The sequence below is a fragment of the Hymenobacter algoricola genome (assembly GCF_039539525.1).
Lineage (GTDB): Bacteria > Bacteroidota > Bacteroidia > Cytophagales > Hymenobacteraceae > Hymenobacter > Hymenobacter algoricola.
Map to the genome: position 1 here is coordinate 1 of NZ_BAABDH010000101.1, position 19,318 is coordinate 19,318.

The following is a 19,318-nucleotide window of genomic DNA, read 5'->3' on the forward strand; positions in this document are numbered from 1 at the left end:
AATGTGAATTTCGCTTCAACCATCGCTACGAAAACGTGTATAAAGTCTTGCTCAAAGAACTTCGCCAACGGCCCCTCTAAGCTCGATTTGCTTCCTAAGCCCCTATTCTAATAGAACGTCATGCTGAGCTTGTCGAAGCATCTCTACCGCTTCGTTGGGGTGAGACTCATTACAAATGCTTCTTCAGCAACTATGAAGGCATCCAATCCAACGGAGGATTCAAATGTGCATTCGATATCATTGCCGCTTGCCTCAAATTTCAGGTCAAAAAGGGCGTTCTGGTGACTGAAATAATTGAACTCTACTTCCTTTATCCCAATGAATTGCAGCGCAACGATACAATGCTTGGTTTGCTTGTAGTATCCCTTTTCGTCTACCTCGCTAAGCATTTCCGAAGCGGCAATAAAGAATGTAACCGAATACCGGCCGGTTGGATGCGTTTCAAAAATCACCTTATCCACTTCGGCGTCATGGAAATCCGGCCAATAACCGAAGTGTTGAAGGACAATTTCAGAGTTGACTATGCTAGCAATTGCGAGGTTTTGATTTTCTAACATTGCAAAACGATTCCGTTACAACGAAGTGGTAGAGATGCTTCGGCAAGCTCAGCATGACGTTTCAGAGGGTTTTTCAGATCATTACACGGGCTTCACCCCGCCGAACAAGCTGTCCATAAACCGCTGGAAACGGTTTTTGGACGTGGCCTTCACCAGCACCGTGTTCAGGTTTGAAAGCTCGGACAGCAGCTTGGCCTGAATCTGGGAGTCCAGCTCGATTTTGCGCAGCAGCTCCCGCTGGGTGGCCGATACTTCCCGGCCCAGCACATCCTGCTGGGCGTTGAGGGTCTGGAAGGGCTCCAGGTACTGGCGGATCCGGTCGAAGACGTTGTCCTTGTTGAGCTCCTGGAAGTGCTGGCTCCACTTTTCGTAGGCCTGCTGGGCGTCGCGCTCGTGGAAGCTCAGGCGCTGCTGCATCAGGTCGGTGAGGCGGCCGGTAGCCTCGTCGAAGTACTGCTCGGTGCGGGCGGCCACGTTGCTCATTTCCTTCTGGTGGCGCTGGAAGAAGTCGAGCTGGGCCTGCACCAGGTTGTCGTGCTGGCCGATGTACTGGCCCACGTTGTTGATACCCCGCTCGAAGCCCACGAGTCGGTCGAGGATGCTGCTCACGGCCTGGGCGGTAGCAGTGCCGTCTTCCAGCATCTCATTCAGCCGCTGCTGGTAGCCCACGAATTGCCCGAACATTTCGGCCGACTGGCTTACCTTCTCAAACACGGCCACGTTGGCGTTGGCCATCTTGTCGAAGCCGATTTCGTTGAGCCGCAGCAGGAAGTCGCGCTGCACTTTTACGTTCTCTGTCAGCGTGCCAATCACGGGCTCGAAGAGGACGACTTTGCTCACGAAATCCTGGTTGAAGGCGTCCAGTACGCCTTTCAAATTCGACAGGCTGCCGGCCATATCGGAGTGCAGGATGGGCAGCAGGCGGGCCTGCAAAAAGGTGTAATAGTTGTTCTGGGCCTGGTCGAGGCGCTGGTGGGCGTTGCGCACGAGGCCGTTGCCGAGCAGCGTGAGCAGCAGCCCGACGAAGGAGCCGGCCATGGCAATGAGTACGCCGGTCAGGAAGGGCGTCAGCGCCTCATCGTCGGATACGCCGTTGCGGGCAATGCCCACGAGGCCCAGAATCACGCCCAGAAACGTGCCCAGCAAACCCAGGTAGAGGGGAGTGGCCACGTTGGCCTGCACCGCGTTTTCCATCACCTGGCTCTGACGCTCCGAAATATCTTTCAGGATGCTGAAGTCGGCCGCGCCCTTGTTGTAGCGCAGGTAGCCGTTGGTATCGGCCATGATTTCGCGGAAGCCTTCCGACACGGCCTCGGCTTTGATGATTTCGACCGGAAAGGAGCCTTCCGGGGCGTTGGCGGCGTATTCGGGCAGGTCTTCGCCGGTCGGCGTCACCAGCCGCCGCTCCACCCGCAGCGCGTCCTTGGCCGGGTACAGCTGACTTAGCCGCTGCGCCTGGGCCCGGGTTTGCAGAAACGCACGAATCTGCAGGCCCACGACAATGGCAACAACAATGACTTCGAGAATTATTTCGAGCATGAAATCTAGAACGAAAACGAAGCACAAAGGTCAGCGCAAATACGCTGACCTACGAATCAATCTGCAAAAAAGAACGGCATGCTGAGCGAAGCCGAAGCATCTCGCGTGCTGACGTTGGCTTCGTTACCCATCCCAGACCAGAGGGTCAATATAGCGGTTTCGTGAACGGTGTACCCGGTCTGACGGCTTTTCGCCGTCGGACCGGTCGTCGCTGGCTGCCGATAATATCGGGCCTACAACGACCGGTCCGACGGCGGAAAAAGCCGTCCGACCGGAGCGAATGCAACCGCTACACTGTTCGCGAAACTGCTATAGCCGCCCAACTCGGGTTGAAAGCCGTAATCAGCGCATCTTTCTTGGCCCGCGTCCAGCCTTTCAACTGCTTCTCCCGGGCAATTGCCGGCACTGGATTGGGGCAAATTTCAAAGTAGACCAGCAAGTTGGTCTGGTAGCGGCCGGTGAACTTCCCTGCGTCGCCAAGTCCCAAACTATGCTCTTCCAGTCGCCGCAGCAAGTCATTGGTCATCCCGATATACAGCACGGGGCGAATCGTGTTGGTCAGGATATACCCGTGCATGGCCGGATGTGAATTTGCTGCTAAAAAAAGAACGTCATGCTGAGCGAAGTCGAAGCATCTCGCGGGCTGACGTATGAATAGTAATCCAACGACGCCACGCGAGATGCTTCGGCTTCGCTCAGCATGACCGTCCTATAGTTTTTCCTACCCTACTCAAACCGGATAGCTGCCTTCTGCTCAATCTGCCAGGCGCCGTTGCTCTTCGTCAATGTCCCTTCCCTATCGGTCACGATGCGCGACACGGGGCCGTTGGGCTGCTGATAGGCGCAAGCTTCCCGCAGGGAATACTGGGCGCTCTGGATGGCGTAGGCGTGCACGGCGGAGTTGGACGTGACGCGGAACGTGGCGCGCTCGGGCACTTTCGGGTCCGGCGTAATTTCGTAGATGCTGTCGTGCTGGGGCTGGTCCTGCAGGTCGTAGTCGCTGAAGCCGCCGTTGACCGGCACCTTCACATAGTAGCGCGTCGGCATGGGCGCGGCCGGCGCGGCAACCGGGGGCAGCGGGGCCGTGGCTTCAGCCCAGTTCGTAGCCGGCAGCTGCACGGGCGGAATCAGGCTGTCGAACTCGTCGCGCGGGGCGCGGGCGGGGGAGCCAACGGGCAGTACCGGTGGCGTAACGGCTGTTTCCTGAAATGACTCAGGCGCTGCTACCGGCGCAGCAGGTGGTAGGGTTGGCGCAGGCTTGGCTACATTCTGCGGCTGCGTCTGGGGCGCGGGAGCCGCTACGGGAGGTGCCGGCCGCGGCGGGTTGCCCTGCGGCTGGTTTCCTTGGTTACGCGGCTGATTCTGCTGCTTGCTCTGGTTCTGGTTCTGGAGCTGCTGATTGCCGGCCGGCCGCTTCCCCATTTCTTCGGCCACGCGCTGCTGCACCAGCTTCTCAATCTCGCGCTGCAGCTCCGGCGTCATCCCCTTGGCTGATACCAGACGAGCCGGCATAGCGCCGCCAGCGGAAGCCTTCACCGATTCCAGCTCGCTGCGGTGGCGGTCGGCGCGGCTGCCCAGCTCGCTGATGCTGCGGCGCAGCATGACGTAGAGAAACAAGCTCAGCAGCGACAAAATCAACGCCAGCGGGGCGAAGAACTTGCTCATCAGGCTTTCGCCGGCAGCCGGGCGCGGCGCGGCGCCGTTGGCTTGGGCCTGCTCACTACCTAAACCAGCTTCGGCATCAGCCGCCATGGTTTCGTCGGTGGCGGTAGTATCGACAACGTCGGTCTGGTCGTCGGTCAGACTGGAGGCCACGTCGGTGGGCGGGGTACCGTTTTCGACGTAGCCTTTCAGCTGGGCTTCCAGGGCCTGCACGCCTTGCATGCGGGCAGCATCCTTGCGGCGGGCCGGGGAGGCTTTCAGCTTGTTGATGATTTCGGTATTCAGCTTCTGCAGCCGCGACTTATTGGAGCCCAGGCCATTATACATGGTCCCCTTGACTTCCAGCGGCTTGTAGAGCATACTGTACACCTTCTGGCTGTCGGCTTTGATGCTGGCTTCAAACTCCTTCAGGGTGCCGCCGCAGCGCAGGGTGCTTTGCAGGTTGGGCCGGCCGGCGTCGCCGTACACGAACTTCATCGTGGCGCACCAGATCTGGGTTTTCTGCTCGTCGAGCGTGGGCTGGCCCAGGGGCGTTTGGGCATGCGTAGTACTCGCCGACAACAGCCCGGCAAGCAGCAAGGCGCAGGAAAGGAAAATCCTCATGAAGGTGGGGTATCGAGGATGAGAAATTATTCTAGCAGCAAAATCCAGCCTGTTTTCGAGTCGTCAGGTGTGCCCGGCGCATCCCTCAGAAACTCCCAGGATTCGCCTTGCAGCGTCAATTGATAGCGAGTCACAAACTCGGAGCTTACTGGTACTTTGTCCGAAAACCAAGCAAATAGAAGTCGGTCGTAAGCTTCCAAAAGGGGAATTTGCCCAACCAGTATTTCGAAATGGTCTGGCAGATACAACAGATTCTTTTGCTGTATTAGATGCATTAGGTTGGCTTTATCACGAAGTGGAATTCTGACCTCTCCAGTTTCGGCGACAACATAGCCAGTAGGTTCTAACTCGGGGAGATACTCATCATATGGGTAGCAGCTGAATACCGAACTCTCCGGCATCAACTCTAATAAGTCCACAATAAAAGCTTCTCCCCGATCTATCATTACCCGTTCGAAATCAGCTCCCGGCTCAGGTTGTACAACGCCTGCTTCATGGGGTAGAAGAACAGCGTTTCGGGGAGGGTTTCGCCCTGGCCGAGGTTGCGGCCAATCTGGTGCAGGCCCAGGTTGAGGCTGTCCTCGATTTCGCGCAGCAGCAGCTCCTTGATGCGGGTGCGGTCCACGTCCACGCCCACCTCGCGCATGAGCGGGGCCACGTCGTCGTTGTCGAGCACGATGTCGAGGAAGCGCTTGGTGTTGTCGATGATGCTCTGCTTGAGGTCGGCATCCACCTGGGGCATTTTCAGGCGGGCCGTGTCGATGTCCTGCCCTTCCAGGGCACCGTTGAGCTTCACGGTGCGGATCTGGTCGAAGTCGGCCGTGCTGGTGGCACTTTCCTCAAACAGCACCCCGCCGTTGGTGGTAGCCTCCTTCGGGTTGTCGGCCAGGATCACGCGGAAGTTCTGGGGCGCTTCCTGGCCCGTGGCGGCCTTGAACACGGCTTTGCTGATCTTCTCAATGGCGGCCATGCTGGCCCCGCCGCTCAGTATGCGCAGGTACAGGCTGCCCTTGCCCGAGAAGCACAGGTAGCGCGGGGGCTTGAGGCCCAGGTGCTGCACGAGCTGCGCCACGTGGTAAACGATGGCCGTGTAGTGCAGGTAAAACAGCACCCGCAGCTGCCGCCCCTTGCCCAGGCCGAGGCTCTGGGTGAAGCGCAGCGCGTCGTTGTAGGTGAAGAGCAGGCTGGTCACGTCGGCCGAGCCGAAGTCGGGGTTTTGCAGGGCCGCGCGCAGGTAGCCCTTGTACTCCTGGTTTTCCTCCGAGTCGGGCAGGCTTTCCACGTACTGCACGCCGAGACGGAGCAGGCCGTTTTGCTTAGGTGCGCCCTGTACCCGGGCGTAGCCGTCGCCCCAGAGGTCGTCGCCGGCGAAGCGGAACGAGGAGCTGAAGGCGGGCTTCTGGTCGGCGAAGATCAGCAGGTCGGTGGTGCCGCCGCCGATGTCGATGTTGATGACATTTTCGTCGCGGTTAGGCACCACCTGGTTGGTGGCCGTGAGGTAATAGTACGGCGCCACCGACTCCGAAATGCACTGGGTGGGGCGGCGGGCCCGGAAAATCTGCTGGAAGGCCTCGTCCCAGACCTGCTGGAACTGGTTGCGCAAGAACATGTCGAAGCTCAGCGGGGCAAACCACACCACGCGGGTGTCTTCCAGAATGCCGCCCTGCATAGCCGCCTTGTGCTTCATCAGCAGCAGAATCTCCTTGAAGAAAGCCGCAATGCGGTTCACGCCCTGCGGGTCCAGCTCAGCGCTCCACTTCAGGTTGGTCACAAAGCGGTTCTGGGGCGGCTGCCCGGTTTCGGTGTTGATGCTGAAGCCAATGTTGATGTTGCTGAGCACCTTGCTCGGCTCGTTGGCGTAGGAGTTCGTCTCACAAACAGCCGTCCGGATCGGAAATTCATACACCGACCCGGCCTCGCCGATGATGCTGGGCACGAACTCGCGGTTCTGAATCAGCGGAATGTCGAACAGCTGGCCGGGGCCGCGCATGTAGCGCTGGAACGCCGAGTAGCCCGTGTCGGGCAGCGGGGCGTTGAGCAGCTCCATCTGCAAATCAGCCTCGCCGATAGTGAACGGGCGCGGGTGCGCCGACGGGCCGTCGGCGTAGGCCACGTGGGTGTTGCTGGTACCGAAGTCGACGGCGAAGGTGAAGCGGCGGGTGCCGCGGTCCAGCTCCCGCCAGCGCGGCACGATGAGGCCGCGGGCCGGCGGCGCGCCGTGGAAGGCCGGCGGACAAGTCAGCTCCGCGAGGTCGAAGTGGGTGCCGGTGATTTCGTAGTAGGTGCTGCCGGCCGTGGAAACGCTCTTCTGGGTGCGCTCAAACTTGGTGGCTTTCCGGGCCGCGCCCTGGTCCGTGAGCCGTTCGCCGCCCACGAAGAACGTGAGGTCGTAGCGACGCTGGAGCATGGTGGGCGAGTTGTCGGCGTCCACGAGCATCACCTTGTAGAAGTCGTTGTACTCGGGCTGGGCCCGCATCTTGTAGAACGGGAACACGCCCAGGCCGATGTTGGCCTTCACGATGCGGCCCTTCTCGGGAATCTCCCGGCCCTGCGCATCTTTCGGGTTCTGGGGGTTCTGGTAGTAGCTGCGCTCGAAGGTGATGAAGCGGCCGCCCTGCACCGGAATCCGCAGCGCGATGCGCACGTGGTTCAGGTCGATGGTGAAGGTGAGCAGCTCGGCCAGGTCGTGGTCGGTGAAGTACTCGAAGAACGTCTGGCGCAGGGGCAGCAGGTACGGAAACCGCGCCCGGCCCTGGGTATCGGCCCCGTACTGGAACGTGACCTTGCCGGTGTGGAAGCGCTGGGCGTTCAGCTCGTAGGGCAGCTCCACCAGGGCATCCTCCAGGAAGTCGCCGACGGTCAGATACGGATACTTGAAGCCTTTGCCGGGCAGCACGCGGTTTTCCAGGGTCAGCTCGTCGGCGTAGGGCACCGGCGTGCGGTCGTCCCAGGGCTGGCCGTTGAGGTAGTTGGCGCCCTGCATGGTCAGGTTGGGGCGCAGCACCAGCGGCGTGGGCCGGCTCTGGTTGGTCTGCCGCGTGGGCGCGATGAACAGGTCGGAGCTGGTCACGGCCGACTGGTCGGCGCGGCTCGGCAGCGGCACGTACTTCACGCTGGCCAGGTTGCCCTGGAAGTCGGCAATGGCGGGGTACTTGGTGGCAAACTGCTGGGCCGTATGGTCGCCCTGCATCTGCATCTGGTTGATGAGGTTGCGGTCCAGTCCGGCAAACACGCTGCCGGCAAACTCGCGGCGCTGCAGCTGCGGATAGGCCAGAAACAACTCGTAGATAAACTCCCGGAAGGCCGGCGAGCGGTCCTCCAGCAGCACGACCTGGTTGTCGAAGTAATGCCCCTTGGCCTGGGCGCGCTCCAGATCCAGCTGGCGCACGGCCGGGGCGGTAAAGAGCAGCGTCAGCGGCGAGGTGCCGCCCAGCAGCTGGGGTCCGCCGGGCATATTCGGCGACTCGTAGAACACGAGGTACATATCGGAGAAGTCGCGGAACCGGTCGTCCTGCAGAAACAGGCGCAGGGTTTCGCCCAGCAGGCGGGTGCCTTCGTCGCCTTGCATCCGCTTCAACTCGGCCTCCACGTTCCAGCGGCGCAGCGTGATTTTGCGGCCGGCCTGGGTGTAGAGGTTGTAGTTGTAGAGGATTTCAAACAGGTCCCAGAAGTGCGACACCAGCTCGTGGTACACCGAGCCGGGGTTGCGCTGCCCTTCCCGGGCCAGGAAGTCGAAGGCCGTTTCAAACAGGTGCATCCGCGCAAACGGCGTCGGAATGCTCACCGCCACGTTCTTGGCCCGTCCGCCCGTGGGGTCGGTGACGGTGTTGATTTCAGTGCTGGTGATGGGCGCAGTTTTCTGCCAGCCCTGCACCTGCTGGGAACCGTTGTTGTGAAGACGAAGGACTTTGGGCATATATCAGCCCCACCCCCCGGCCCCCTCCCCTTTGGGAGAGGGGGAGCCTGACAAAGGTATTCGGGGTATTTAGATTTTGAACTAGGAAACTACAACTAGAGCCCCTCCCCACAGGGGAGGGGTTGGGGAGGGGCTACACCACCTTCACCTTCTCCTCAAACGCCTTGTCCGTCACCTGATCGAACAGGGCGACGAGCTTGCGGAAGCTGTCGGGCTCCTGGATGGATTTGGCGGCGTCGTTGAGCTGGTTGAGGAAGTAATTCTGGCTGAGGCCCTTGTTGAAGAAGTCGTTCCACTTCTTCTCCACCGGCTTGCCCGCAATCATGGCGTTGAAGTCGTCGGTGGTCAGGTCGAAGGGGCGGAAAGCGCGGCGGTTCTGGCTGAGCTCCTTCAGCCACTCATCGACGCCGTACTCGGGGCTGTGGAGGAAGTTGTTGAGCTCCTTGAAGATGGGCTCGTTGCGCAGGGCGTGCGTCAGGTTCAGGTTATCGTGGTAGGGGGCCTTGTCGGTGGGCAGGTGCTGCTTGTGGTAGCGCGAGAAGTAGAGCAGCTGGGTCAGATGCTTGGCAATCAGCTCCCGGCTCTCGTCGGGCAGGTGGCTGAAGTTCAGGTCCTGGGTGTCGGTGCCGAGGCCGTACTCGTGGAAGTGGGGCGCGCCGTTGCGCAGCTCGGCGTCGGAGTACTGCATGAAGTCGACCACGCTCAGGGCGGCCAGCAGCTCGATGAGGTGGGCCTTGTTGCGCTGGGCCGTGCCGCCGGGCTGGTTTTCGTAGGGCGTGTCGGGCGTGTCGGCCAGGTAGTATAGCGCGTCCAGGCCCTGCAGGTTGTGCTCGTAGTAGCTGAGCGCGGCCTTGGTCTTGGTCAGGAAGGAGTTGGAGTCGATAACCGAGTTATCCTCCGATTGCAGAGCGAAGTAGGGCATCACCGTGACGGCGCCGGTGAGGGCCGCACGCAGGTAGCCCGAGTTGCTGAGGCGGGTGTTAGGGTCCTTGAGGTTTTTGAGCAGCAGCGGGAAGCCCGCCGCGCCGGTGCCGCCGAAGATGCTGGAGATGAAGAACACCCGGTCGCCGGCCTGGAAGTTGTCGGCGAAAAACCGAATTTCCGGCGACTCCACCACCTTGTTCAGCACGATGCTGCCCACATTGGGCGAGCCGCGGAAGCCGATGGTGAGCGGACTTTCCAGGTTGTCCTGGGTGAAGAGCAGCTCCACGAGCCCCTTGGAATCCACGGACAGCTGGTCGTAGCTCAGATACTGGCGGAAGCTCTGGTTGATGCCGCCGAAGTCGAACACGAACGTATCCTTCACCCCGCCGTTGGTGTCGGCCGAGATGCTGCTCAGCGTGCTGATGTCGGTCTGGAAGAAGCCGTCGTCGCGGGGGCCCAGGTGCTGGTAGATCTGCTGGTAGCTCTTGAGCATGTCCACCGTGCGGTTCATGTCGCCGTTGTGGGCGTCGGGGTCGATGATGATGGGCACCACCCGGTCGCAGTTGGCGAGCTTCACGCCCGAGGCCAGCAGCATGGTCAACGACCGAATCACGCGGGAGCCGGTGCCGCCAATGCCGAAAATGAACAGTTTAGCCATGTCTAGTAGGGAGTAGTAAGTAGTGAGTAGTTAGATAAGAGAATGAGGCAAAACCGCGCAACTGAGGGTTGCGTCCATTGTCTCACTACTCAATACCACCTACTCAATACTAATGACTTAAAAAGGAGTCGTGCTGGCGTTGGTGGAGCCGCGCTTGAGCAGGGCGGAGAACAGGAAAAACCAGAACAGGCCGAGGATGGCATTCCAGGTCGACATCCAGTAGATATAGGAGTGCGAGGCCACGGCTTGGGAGTTGGCCTGCCAGATACCGATAACAAAGGCCAGCACGGCGTTAATGACCAGGAAAATTACCCAGTGGCGCAGCTTGTTGAAGGTGGCCACGCCCATAGCCCGGTTAATCAGGTAGTAGAAAATAAGCACCATGGCCAGGGAAAGGCCGATGGTCAGCAAACCGACATTCGGAAAAATCACCTCCCGGTACACCGGCGTTTCGGAAGGTGGCTGCGGGGTGCCGATGAGTTCGTAAACGAAGCGGAAGAAACCTTTCATAGAGCGGAAAATAGCGCAAACCAAGGTTTGCGGGGCGTGGAACGAGTTGGGGGAAAGGAAAGCGGGGCCGTGCGGGTGATACGCGAATCAGGAGTCCGCGTTAATTAATCCGCCGGCTGCAGGGTGAGCGGGATAACGAAAACCGGCTGCTGATCCTGCCCAGTGGTGGTGACGGCCGCCACGCCGTCGACGAGGCTGCTCAGGGCGAAGGTTTTGGCCCCGGCCTGGTTGATGTTGCTGTCGTTTTTGGTGGTCCACTGGCTGATCCAGGCCGGGCGTTGGTCGTTGAGCATAAGCTGGAGCGGCCGGGCGGCCTTGCCGAGCTTCGTAACGCGCACTTTCACAAAATGCGTGTACTGATTTTCGGCACCGCTGCTGTTTTTCGTCTGATCGTTGGCGGCAAACACGCTGCTGATCTTCGCGTCGGTATCCTGAGCCTGGAGCTGCAGGTTGGTTTTCAGGTAGTTCACGTCGCGGTACAGGCCCGGCAGGGTTTTCAGATCGAGGCCCACCACAAACTCCACCGGCTCCTTAGCCGACACACTGCTGATGGCCACGGTATGGTAGGCCGCCCCGGCCGTGCGCTTGCTGGCGTCTTTTTCGCCGTAGTACCACGAGCCCACGTTCTGAAAGCGGTTCAGCAGCGACGAGGCCGGCACCGGATATTTCACCCCGAAGTGGGCCTGTCGGGCGGGCTGTTTTTCCAGCAATGCGGCATCGAAGCGGCGCACCGCGTCGGCGGGACCAATCACCCAGAAATAGTAAGGAATAGCGGTGTCGCAGCAGCTATTGATTTTCTTCACCGCAGTTTTGAGCGCCGGATAGAACGCCCCCCGGAAGTCCGAGGTGTAGCCGTAGACCGAAACAGCTAGGTCGGCCCGCTGAGCGCGGTTCAGCGCATCGGTGATATCGGTGCTGATGTAGGGAATGGCCCCGGCGTTTTTCGGCGAATAAATAAAGTCCGAAATCAGCACGTTCACCGTGTTGGGGGCGTAGTAGCCGCTTACCAGCGTGTCGAGCACCGTCGGAATGTTGGTACTGCTGGCCGGCTGCTGAATGCCGCTGCGCACGGTCTGGGACAGTTGCTGGTAGGAGTCGCGGTAGGGCTTCTCCTTGATGCGGAAGTAGGTTTTACGGGCCGCGCTGCTGCGGTTTACTTCCGACAGAAACTGGGCCACGTGCTGCTGAAAGCGGGTGTTGGCCCCGTCCGCGCCGGTTTTGGGCATGAAGCCTTCCATCGAGCCCGACACTTCCAGAAACACGTTGATCTGGGCCAGCGGACCGGCCGCCGGGGGAATGGCCGGAGCGGCCGGAGGCTCCACCGCGGCGGCGGCGGCAGTTTCTTTCGGCACTTCCGCGGCCGGCGTTTCGGCGGGCGGGGTGGCCGCGCTGGTTTCGCCCTTCATGTCGGAGCGGGAGTAGCAGCCGGGCAACAGGAGCAGGCCCAGGGCCAGAACCGGAAACAAATGAAAAGAACTGGTCAAATGCATTGAGACAAAATAAGTGCGACCGGTAAACGTCTCCCTCTGCGTACTGCCGGGAAGCCCGGCAGGTTGTGGGGAACGGATGTAAGGCTATAAAATTTTATGGCAAAAACCGCACATAGCCGCAGCTCCTCCTACGCAGCCGGGCCCGCCCACCCGACAAAACTGTGCCACAACGCCAAAGCCCCGCCGCCCTACTGATTCAGTAAAGCGGCGGGGCTTTGGGAAATGTCCCGCATTCCGGAGCGAAGTCGGGCGGAAGGAAACGGCCTAGCTGTAGTCGATTTCGGTGTTGTCGCCGATATTCAGGCTGTGGTTCAGGCCCCGGAACGAGGCGTCGGAGCCCACGATGCAGTCGTGCATCACGGCCGAGCGCAGCTCCGAGTAGGAACCGATGATGGAGTCGCTCAGAATGGTGTTTTTCACGATGGTCCGGTCGCCGATGGCCACGTTGGGCCCGATGATGGAGTGCGAAATCGTGCAGTCTTTACCGATGCTGACGGGTGGGATGATGATGGTATCGGGAAACTCGGAGTAGTCGCGCTCCAGAAATTCGGGGCGGTTGAGCAGGCGGGCATTGGCTTCGAGCAGGCTTTCCTTGCGGCCGCAGTCAAACCAGTTGTCGACCGGCGTGGTGGTCATCGCGGCGCCGTCCTGAATCATGAGCATCAGCGCGTCGGTGAGCTGGAATTCGCCGTGGGTGCGCTGGTCCTGGTCGATGAGGCGCTCCAGGGCCGAGGCCAGCCAGTCGGCGTTGGCAATCTTGTAGAGCCCCACCAGCGCGTAGTTGGACTTCGGAATCCGGGGCTTTTCCACCACCTTGGTCACGCGGCCGCTGGTGCCGGTTTCTACCAGACCGAACATGCTGGGCGTTTTCACCTCCTTCACCGCCAGCACGTTGCCGGCCGTGCTGAGCATAGCCGCCAGGTCCACGTCCACGATGGTGTCGCCGAGCATGATGAGTACGCCGTCCTGCTCGTGGCGGAATTCTTCCCGGGCCAGCCACAGGGCGTGGGCAATGCCTTCGCGGGGCTCCTGCACCACGAAGCTGACTTTCAACTCGGGGTACTGCCGCCGCACGTAGCGCTCCACCTTCTCGCCCAGGTAGCCGATGATAAAGACAAACTCCTCGATGCCCGCCGCCTTCAGCCGGTCGATAATGTGCCCCAGGATGGTGTTACCGGCCACGGGTACCAGCGACTTGGGCTGGGTGTGCGTGTGCGGACGCAGGCGCGACCCAATACCAGCAACGGGAATAACAGCTTTCATGAACAGTGACGCTAGCGTAAGTCCGCAAAGTAATCAATCATTGCGCAGCAACCCGCAACACAACCGCAATGACCCGAATGCGTACTTTGCAGCGCACCGGGACGTGGCTGCTGCAAACCAGCCGCGGGCCGTTCCGGTTTTTACCCTTCCTTCGTTCTCCCCTTTTTTTCCCTTCCATCCTACTTCTTTCCAACATGAAACGCTTTCTTCTCTACTTCGCCGGTCTGGTGATTCTGCTTTCCCAGTCGTCGTGCGGCTACAACTCGATGGTGTCGAAAGACCAGGCCGTAAAGGCCCAGTGGGCCAACGTGCAAAACAGCTACCAGCGCCGGGCCGACCTGATTCCGAACCTGGTCAACACGGTGAAAGGCGCCGCCAACTTCGAGAAGTCTACCCTGACCGACGTGATAAACGCCCGCGCCAAGGCCACCAGCGTGCAGCTGTCGGCCGACCAGCTCACGCCCGAAAACCTCAAAAGATTTCAGGAAGCCCAAAGCCAGGTTAGCGCCGGCCTGGGCCGCCTGCTGGCCGTGTCGGAAAACTACCCCGAGCTGAAGGCCAACGCCAACTTCCAGGAGCTGCAGGCCCAGATTGAAGGCACCGAAAACCGCATCAACGTGGAGCGCGGCAAGTTCAACGGCGTCACCAACGACTACAACGGCTACATCAAGTCGTTTCCGAATAACCTGTTTGCCGGCATGTTCGGCTTCAAGGAGAAGTCGTACTTCGAAGCCGACGCCGCTTCGCAGAAAGCCCCGACGGTCCAGTTCTAATTGGTCGGTGGGGTCCATAGGGTCTTGGGGTCTTGGTTTTCGTGCCGGAATACCGGCAGAACGAAAAACCAAGATCCCAAGACCCTATGGACCCAAGACCCTAAGCATATGAACAACCCTCTCACTCCGGAACAGGAAGCGGCGCTGGTCGCGGCCATCAAGCAAGCGGAAATCACCACGTCCGGTGAAATCCGGGTGCACCTGGAAGATACCTGTCCCACGCCCGAGCCCCTGGACCGGGCCGCGCAGGTATTTGCCGAGCTGAACATGCACAAAACCGCCCTGCGCAACGGCGTGCTGTTTTACCTGGCCTGGGATACCCGGCAGTTTGCCGTCATCGGCGACGCGGGCATCAACTCCGTGGTATCGGACGAATTCTGGGAAATCACCAAGGAAGCCGTGCTGGAACAGTTCCGCATCGGCAAATTCGTGGTGGGCCTGGAGCGTGGCATCCGCATGGTGGGGGAGCAGCTGCAGCGGCACTTCCCCTACAACGCCACCACCGACCACAACGAACTCGACGACACAATCTCGTTTGGCGACTCCAAGCCGCCGCGTGTATGAACAACTCTTCCCTGCTGCCGCTACGCGCCCTCTGGCTTCGTTTGTGGCTGATTTTACTGCTCACTACCGGCGCGCTGCCGCCCGCCCGGGCCCAGGAGCTGCCCCCGCGGCCCAACCCGCCCCGCCTCGTCAACGACCTGGCCGGCATGCTGCGGCCCAACGAGATTCAGGCTCTGGAAGCCAAGCTGGTAGCCTACAACGACTCGACCTCGTCCCAGATTGCCGTTGTGACCGTGCGCACGCTCGGCGACTACGAAATAGCTGACTACGCCCAGAAGCTCTACGAGAGCTGGGGCATCGGGCAGAAGGGCAACAACAACGGAGTCCTGCTGCTGGTGGCCGAGCAGGAGCACCGCGCCCGAATCCAGACCGGCTACGGCCTGGAGGGCGCCGTGCCGGATGCCCTGGCCAAGCGCATCATCTCCAATACCATCGTGCCGGCTTTTCGCGAGAAGCAGTACTACCAGGGCCTCAACCTGGCTACGGATGAGCTCATTGCCCTGGCCAAAGGCGAGTACAAGGCCGACCAGGCCCCCGCCGCCCGCGCCGACTCCGACACCAGCGGCTCGGGCTTCAAGTTCTGGCTCATTATTGCCGCCATCGTGCTGTTTATCATTTTGCGCAGCCGGGGTGGCGGCAACGGCGGCCGGCGTAGCGGCGGCTTTGGCGGTGGCATGATTCCGCCCATCATCTTCGGCGACTTCATGGGCGGCCGCGGCGGATTCGGTGGCGGCGGCGGATTCGGTGGCGGCGGCGGATTCGGTGGCGGCGGAGGGGGCGGCTTTGGCGGCTTCGGCGGCGGTAGCTCCGGCGGCGGCGGCGCCAGCGGCAGCTGGTGAGTCTTTCCTGCCAACCCTAAAACAGGAACGGCGGCCCATCTGGGTCGCCGTTCCTGTTTTAGCGGAAGGTCCGTTAGCGAATCACCACCCGGCGCATGACCGGCCCGCGGGCGTAGTTCACGCGCAGCAGGTACACGCCCGGCTTCAGCGTGCGGAGCGGCAGGCTCATCTGCAACTGAGCGGCGGGCTGGGCCAGCACCACTTTGCCAACGGCATCCAGCAACTCCACGCTCAGCGGGCGGGCCGCCGCATCCATCTTCACCTGCACCACCTCGTGGGCGGGGTTAGGCCAGACGTCGGTGGGTGCATTTATCTGGCGGGCATTGGTTCCCAATACGTTGGACGCGCTCAGGCCCGCCAAGCCCAGGGCCCGCTGCCCATTGACGCTGGTAAAGTAGCCGCCGACCAGAATCCGGCCGTTGGTCTGGACCAGTATATCTTCCACGTCGCCATTGAGGGCCAGGGCACTGAACGATGGATCCGGCTGGCCGTTGGCGAGTTTGCGAACCACGCCCGCGCCGAATGTAGCAACCAGAAGGCGGCCGTTCGGCTGCAGGGTCAGGCCGCGCACAAACCCGATGTTGTTGATGCTGACCGGCAGGCTGCTGACAAAGGCATTATCGGTAGCCCCGTCGGGCAGCATCCGAAACAAGCCAAAAGCCTGCTGGGCTGGAGTCATGCTGGCATCTGTGTAGCCCCCGGCTACTATTTTTCCGTCGGGCTGAAGCAGCAGCTCGGCTACTTCGACGGTGGCAGTGGTTTGAATAGGGGAAGAGAAACTGGTATCGAGCTGGCCATTGGCCTGCAAGCGCACCAAAGCCCGCACAGGTTGGGAGTTGAACGCGTCCCAGGAGCCACCCACCAGGATTTTACCGTCGGGCTGGCTCAGCAGAGTGTATACGAAGCCGTCGGATTCGCTCACTGGGAAGGTAGAATCCAGTTGGCCGTCGGCCGTCAGGCGGCTGATGGTAAGGCCATTCGTCATAACGATCCGGCCATCCGGCTGGAGGACTATCTGGTACACGTCGAGGGCTGGCGGCGCCTGAAACGAGTTGTCGATGGCCCCGGTAGGCAGCAGCCGCACGATGAAATTTCCGGCGTACGGTCGGGTTGTCGGCACCGAGCCCAGCAGCAGCACCTTGCCATCAGGCTGCCGCACCATCTGATACACGATAAAGTTGGTAGCGGCCTGCCCGGTAAAGGCGGCGTCGAGACTGCCATCGGCATTATATCGGGCCACGTTGCGGGTCCGGATACCGGCCGCTTCGTCGAATAAGCCGCTAACCAGCACTTTGCCATCGGGCTGCTGGGCTAGGTTGTACACGTGCCCCGCGGCCAGCAGAGCCGGGCTGAAGGTATTGTCCAGGCTCCCATCCGCATTCAGCAGCGCTACGTCGCCGCGCCGCCCGTTGAGCAGGAAGCCGGTGCCGCCAATCAGCAGCTGCCCGTTGGCCCGCTGCTGCAGGGAATGCACCTGGGTGGGAAAGTCGCTGCCCGCCAGCGCCGAGGCGAAGGTGGCGTCGCGCGTGCCGTTGGCGTTGAGCCGGATAAGCCAGTCTTTTTGTGGCGCCCCAACCCGGCCTTGCACCCCCACCAGAATCCGGCCGTCGGGCTGAATCAGGAACTCGTTGGAGTCGTACAGATCGTACACCGGCGAATAAGCACCGAAGCTCGGCACGGCGAAGGCCGGGTCGCGCGTGCCATCGGGCAGCAGCCGGCTCAGCACGGACCGGGTGCCGTCGGTAAACTGCATGTAGAAGCCACCCGTGCCCAGCAGGATATTTCCGTTCGGCTGCACCCCGATCATGGTGATGCGGCTGTTGGCGCTTACCAGGGGGGAAGCAAACGTGTTGTCGAGCACCCCGCTGGGAAGCAGGCGGGCAATGCCATGGGGAGCCGTGAAAACGCCACCTACCAGCACTTTGCCGTCGGCCTGCAGGGCCACATCCTCGATTGAATTGTTGAACACGGTGCCGGCAGTGAAGGTCGCATCCACGGCCCCGGTGGGCAGCAGGCGCACCAGGCGCTGGGCCGCGGTGCCGTTGTAGCTGGTGAAGGAGCCGCCCACCAGAATCTTGCCGTCGGGCTGCACGGCCGAAGACCGGCCCACCCCACCGCTGCTGCTGGCCAGGCCCGCGTCGAAGCCCGCATCAGCCGTGCCGTCGGCGTTAAGCTGGAGCAGATCCTGCCGGGTCAGGCCCCCGAGCGTCAGCGTACCTTCCCCGATGAGCAGCAGCCTGCCCGAAGCCAGCACCCGCACGTTGCTCACGTCGCCGCGCAGCGTGGCCACGTTGGCGCAAAAAGCCTGGTCGAGGCTGTTATCAGCATTGTAGCGGAGCAGCAGCCGGTCGGGCCCAACTTCGGTGCGGGCAAATACGCCCAGGACCAGGGTTTTCCCATCGGGCTGGGGCACCGCCGCCTTTACGGGCGCCGGGCGGTACAATTCGGTGGGCTGGAAGCCGGGGTCGAGCGTCTGGCCAACGGCCACCGCTACGGGGAGTATGCTCAGCCCAAAGACGAAGAAGCGGAGTAAGGATATTCTCATGAGTTACAGGGAAGAATAGTTTCGCGCAAGTTAAGGAGCCGGACCGCAGGCCGCATCAGCTGCCCGCCAACAGCCCCGCCCCCCGAAGCGGCCATTGGTGGTCCGGGGCCGCCGGCAGACTGGCTATCTGCGCCGTACCTGCTACCTGCCAAAACCCATAGTCCAGCTCCGGCGCTGCTATTGTGCCGCGGCGTCCGGCGGTGCTTGCTGGTACAAGGGCAGCTCATAAAACGGGCGCAGCAGCTGCACCACGTCCAGGGCGTCGGCCAGGGCCTGGTGGGCCACCGCCGTGTCGGCGAAGCGGGCGCGGGCCTTGCAGATGCTCATCGTGGGCAGGCGGGTGTCCTTGCGCCAGTTCAGGTAAAAGGCGGCCGGGTCCAGCAGGGCTGGCTCGTGGCGCACCAGCGTGCCCCAGCCCGGCAGCTGCCGCAGAAAGGGCACGTCGAAGGAGCCGATGTTCTTGCCCGCCAGCGTCACCACCACGCAGTCGTGCTTGTCGGCCCTGAAGCCCTGCGCCAGCAGAAACCCGTGCAGCTGCGCCACCAGCTCCGGGGCCGTACAGCGCTCCGGGTTGTCGCCCGGGCGGGCCAGCTCGGCCAGCAGGCCCGCATTCAGGGCCAGGGCGCCGGCCGTGCCCACGTAGTCGGGGTGGCGCACCACGCGCCGGAAAGCCGGCAGCTCCGCCAGCGGCCTCAGCCGGCGGGTATCTTCTACCACGGCCGCCAGCTCGATGATCTGGTGGCGGTCGGCGTGGCCGCCGGTGGTTTCTAAGTCGAGGGAAACGTAGCGCATAACGAGCAGGAGGAAAGACGAGGCGGAGCTTAATGGTCGCTGCGGACGCCGGCGCGCACGGCTACGGGCAGGCGGTTTTCAGCCGGTACCACCGGGCACGAGTACTTCCCGCTGGTGTAGGCGCAGTACGGATTATAAGCCCGGTTGAAGTCCAGCGCCACCACCGCGGCCTTCGGAATGCGGAAGTCGAGGTAGCGGCCGCCGCCGTAGGTTTCGTGGCCGTTGGTCAGGTCGGTGAAGGGCACAAACAAGTAGTCCTCGTAGCCGGGGGTACGCAGCAGATCCAGGCTTTGGTACACGGTGAGCTGCAGGGCCTGCCCGCCGAGCACAAAGTGCAGCGCGCCGTACTTGCGGTATTCCGGCTCGCGCAGCCCGGTGGTTTTCATCCGGAACGGCGCGGCGGTGGAGTCGCGCACAAACCTGGCCTCCACGTAGCAGCGGTAGTCGGCCGGAAAAAAGGGCAGTTCCCGAAAAGCCGCCAGGGCGGCTGCCGGCAGCGGGGAGCGGGCCGGGTCGCGGTACTCGGCGTTCAGCTCCTGCCGAAACGCGGCCACTTCCCGGGCGTGCGCCGCCGCCGGCAGCCGGGGCGTGGTCTGGGCCCGGCCACCAGGGCTCAGGCCCAGCAGCAAGACCAGCAAGAACAAGTTGAGCGAGGAGCAGGGTATGGGAAGTGGCCAAAAAAA

The 19,318-nt window shown here is 61.8% G+C and carries 16 protein-coding genes; 3 read left to right on the plus strand and 13 right to left on the minus strand.

Features of this window, described 5'->3' with window-relative positions:
- Window positions 1-143: 143 nt before the first annotated feature.
- From ABD842_RS15515 to ABD842_RS15560, 10 genes are all read right to left on the minus strand, one after another.
- Window positions 144-557 (minus strand): Imm50 family immunity protein, encoded by a 414-nt coding sequence (locus ABD842_RS15515; protein ID WP_345115858.1) that lies wholly within the window; start codon window positions 555-557, stop codon window positions 144-146.
- A gap of 81 nt (window positions 558-638) precedes the next feature.
- Window positions 639-2,096 (minus strand): hypothetical protein, encoded by a 1,458-nt coding sequence (locus tag ABD842_RS15520; RefSeq protein WP_345115860.1) that lies wholly within the window; start codon window positions 2,094-2,096, stop codon window positions 639-641.
- A 289-nt stretch (window positions 2,097-2,385) separates the two neighbouring features.
- Window positions 2,386-2,673 carry a GIY-YIG nuclease family protein gene (locus ABD842_RS15525; RefSeq protein WP_345115862.1) on the minus strand — a complete coding sequence of 96 codons (288 nt, stop codon included), beginning with the start codon at window positions 2,671-2,673 and terminating at the stop codon, window positions 2,386-2,388.
- Window positions 2,674-2,822: 149 nt separating this feature from the next.
- Complete coding sequence (locus ABD842_RS15530; RefSeq protein WP_345115865.1) at window positions 2,823-4,361, minus strand: hypothetical protein; 1,539 nt, start codon at window positions 4,359-4,361, stop codon at window positions 2,823-2,825.
- A 26-nt stretch (window positions 4,362-4,387) separates the two neighbouring features.
- Window positions 4,388-4,807, minus strand: coding sequence for a hypothetical protein (locus tag ABD842_RS15535; protein ID WP_345115868.1), 420 nt, complete (start codon window positions 4,805-4,807; stop codon window positions 4,388-4,390).
- Window positions 4,807-8,277 carry a hypothetical protein gene (locus ABD842_RS15540; protein WP_345115871.1) on the minus strand — a complete coding sequence of 1,157 codons (3,471 nt, stop codon included), beginning with the start codon at window positions 8,275-8,277 and terminating at the stop codon, window positions 4,807-4,809. Before ABD842_RS15540 ends, ABD842_RS15535 begins: the two co-directional genes overlap by 1 nt.
- 133 nt (window positions 8,278-8,410) lie before the next feature.
- Window positions 8,411-9,859 carry a hypothetical protein gene (locus tag ABD842_RS15545; protein WP_345115874.1) on the minus strand — a complete coding sequence of 483 codons (1,449 nt, stop codon included), beginning with the start codon at window positions 9,857-9,859 and terminating at the stop codon, window positions 8,411-8,413.
- 117 nt (window positions 9,860-9,976) lie between these two features.
- Window positions 9,977-10,369, minus strand: a complete 393-nt coding sequence (locus ABD842_RS15550) for a hypothetical protein (RefSeq protein WP_345115877.1) — start codon at window positions 10,367-10,369, stop codon at window positions 9,977-9,979.
- A 104-nt stretch (window positions 10,370-10,473) separates the two neighbouring features.
- On the minus strand, window positions 10,474-11,853 hold the full coding sequence (locus ABD842_RS15555; protein ID WP_345115880.1) for a hypothetical protein: 1,380 nt from the start codon (window positions 11,851-11,853) through the stop codon (window positions 10,474-10,476).
- A 270-nt stretch (window positions 11,854-12,123) separates the two neighbouring features.
- A complete protein-coding gene (locus ABD842_RS15560) occupies window positions 12,124-13,122 on the minus strand; it encodes a sugar phosphate nucleotidyltransferase (RefSeq protein WP_345115884.1) in 999 nt (332 codons plus the stop codon).
- 194 nt (window positions 13,123-13,316) lie between these two features.
- Here ABD842_RS15560 and ABD842_RS15565 point away from each other — a divergent pair, with 194 nt between their 5' ends.
- The 3 genes from ABD842_RS15565 to ABD842_RS15575 all read left to right on the plus strand — a co-directional run bounded on the left by ABD842_RS15565 (window position 13,317) and on the right by ABD842_RS15575 (window position 15,298).
- Complete coding sequence (locus ABD842_RS15565; RefSeq protein WP_345115887.1) at window positions 13,317-13,895, plus strand: LemA family protein; 579 nt, start codon at window positions 13,317-13,319, stop codon at window positions 13,893-13,895.
- A 108-nt stretch (window positions 13,896-14,003) separates the two neighbouring features.
- Window positions 14,004-14,459, plus strand: a complete 456-nt coding sequence (locus tag ABD842_RS15570; protein ID WP_345115889.1) for a TPM domain-containing protein — start codon at window positions 14,004-14,006, stop codon at window positions 14,457-14,459.
- On the plus strand, window positions 14,456-15,298 hold the full coding sequence (locus tag ABD842_RS15575; protein ID WP_345115891.1) for a TPM domain-containing protein: 843 nt from the start codon (window positions 14,456-14,458) through the stop codon (window positions 15,296-15,298). Before ABD842_RS15570 ends, ABD842_RS15575 begins: the two co-directional genes overlap by 4 nt.
- A gap of 73 nt (window positions 15,299-15,371) precedes the next feature.
- On the opposite strand, the gene ABD842_RS15580 is transcribed toward ABD842_RS15575, so the two are convergent.
- From ABD842_RS15580 to ABD842_RS15590, 3 genes are all read right to left on the minus strand, one after another.
- Window positions 15,372-17,843 (minus strand): T9SS type A sorting domain-containing protein, encoded by a 2,472-nt coding sequence (locus tag ABD842_RS15580; protein WP_345115893.1) that lies wholly within the window; start codon window positions 17,841-17,843, stop codon window positions 15,372-15,374.
- Window positions 17,844-18,020: 177 nt separating this feature from the next.
- On the minus strand, window positions 18,021-18,635 hold the full coding sequence (locus ABD842_RS15585; RefSeq protein WP_345115896.1) for a 3'-5' exonuclease family protein: 615 nt from the start codon (window positions 18,633-18,635) through the stop codon (window positions 18,021-18,023).
- Between the two features lie 29 nt (window positions 18,636-18,664).
- Window positions 18,665-19,273: a DUF1684 domain-containing protein gene (locus ABD842_RS15590; RefSeq protein ID WP_345115899.1), complete on the minus strand. Its 609-nt coding sequence runs from the start codon at window positions 19,271-19,273 to the stop codon at window positions 18,665-18,667.
- Window positions 19,274-19,318 lie beyond the last annotated feature (45 nt).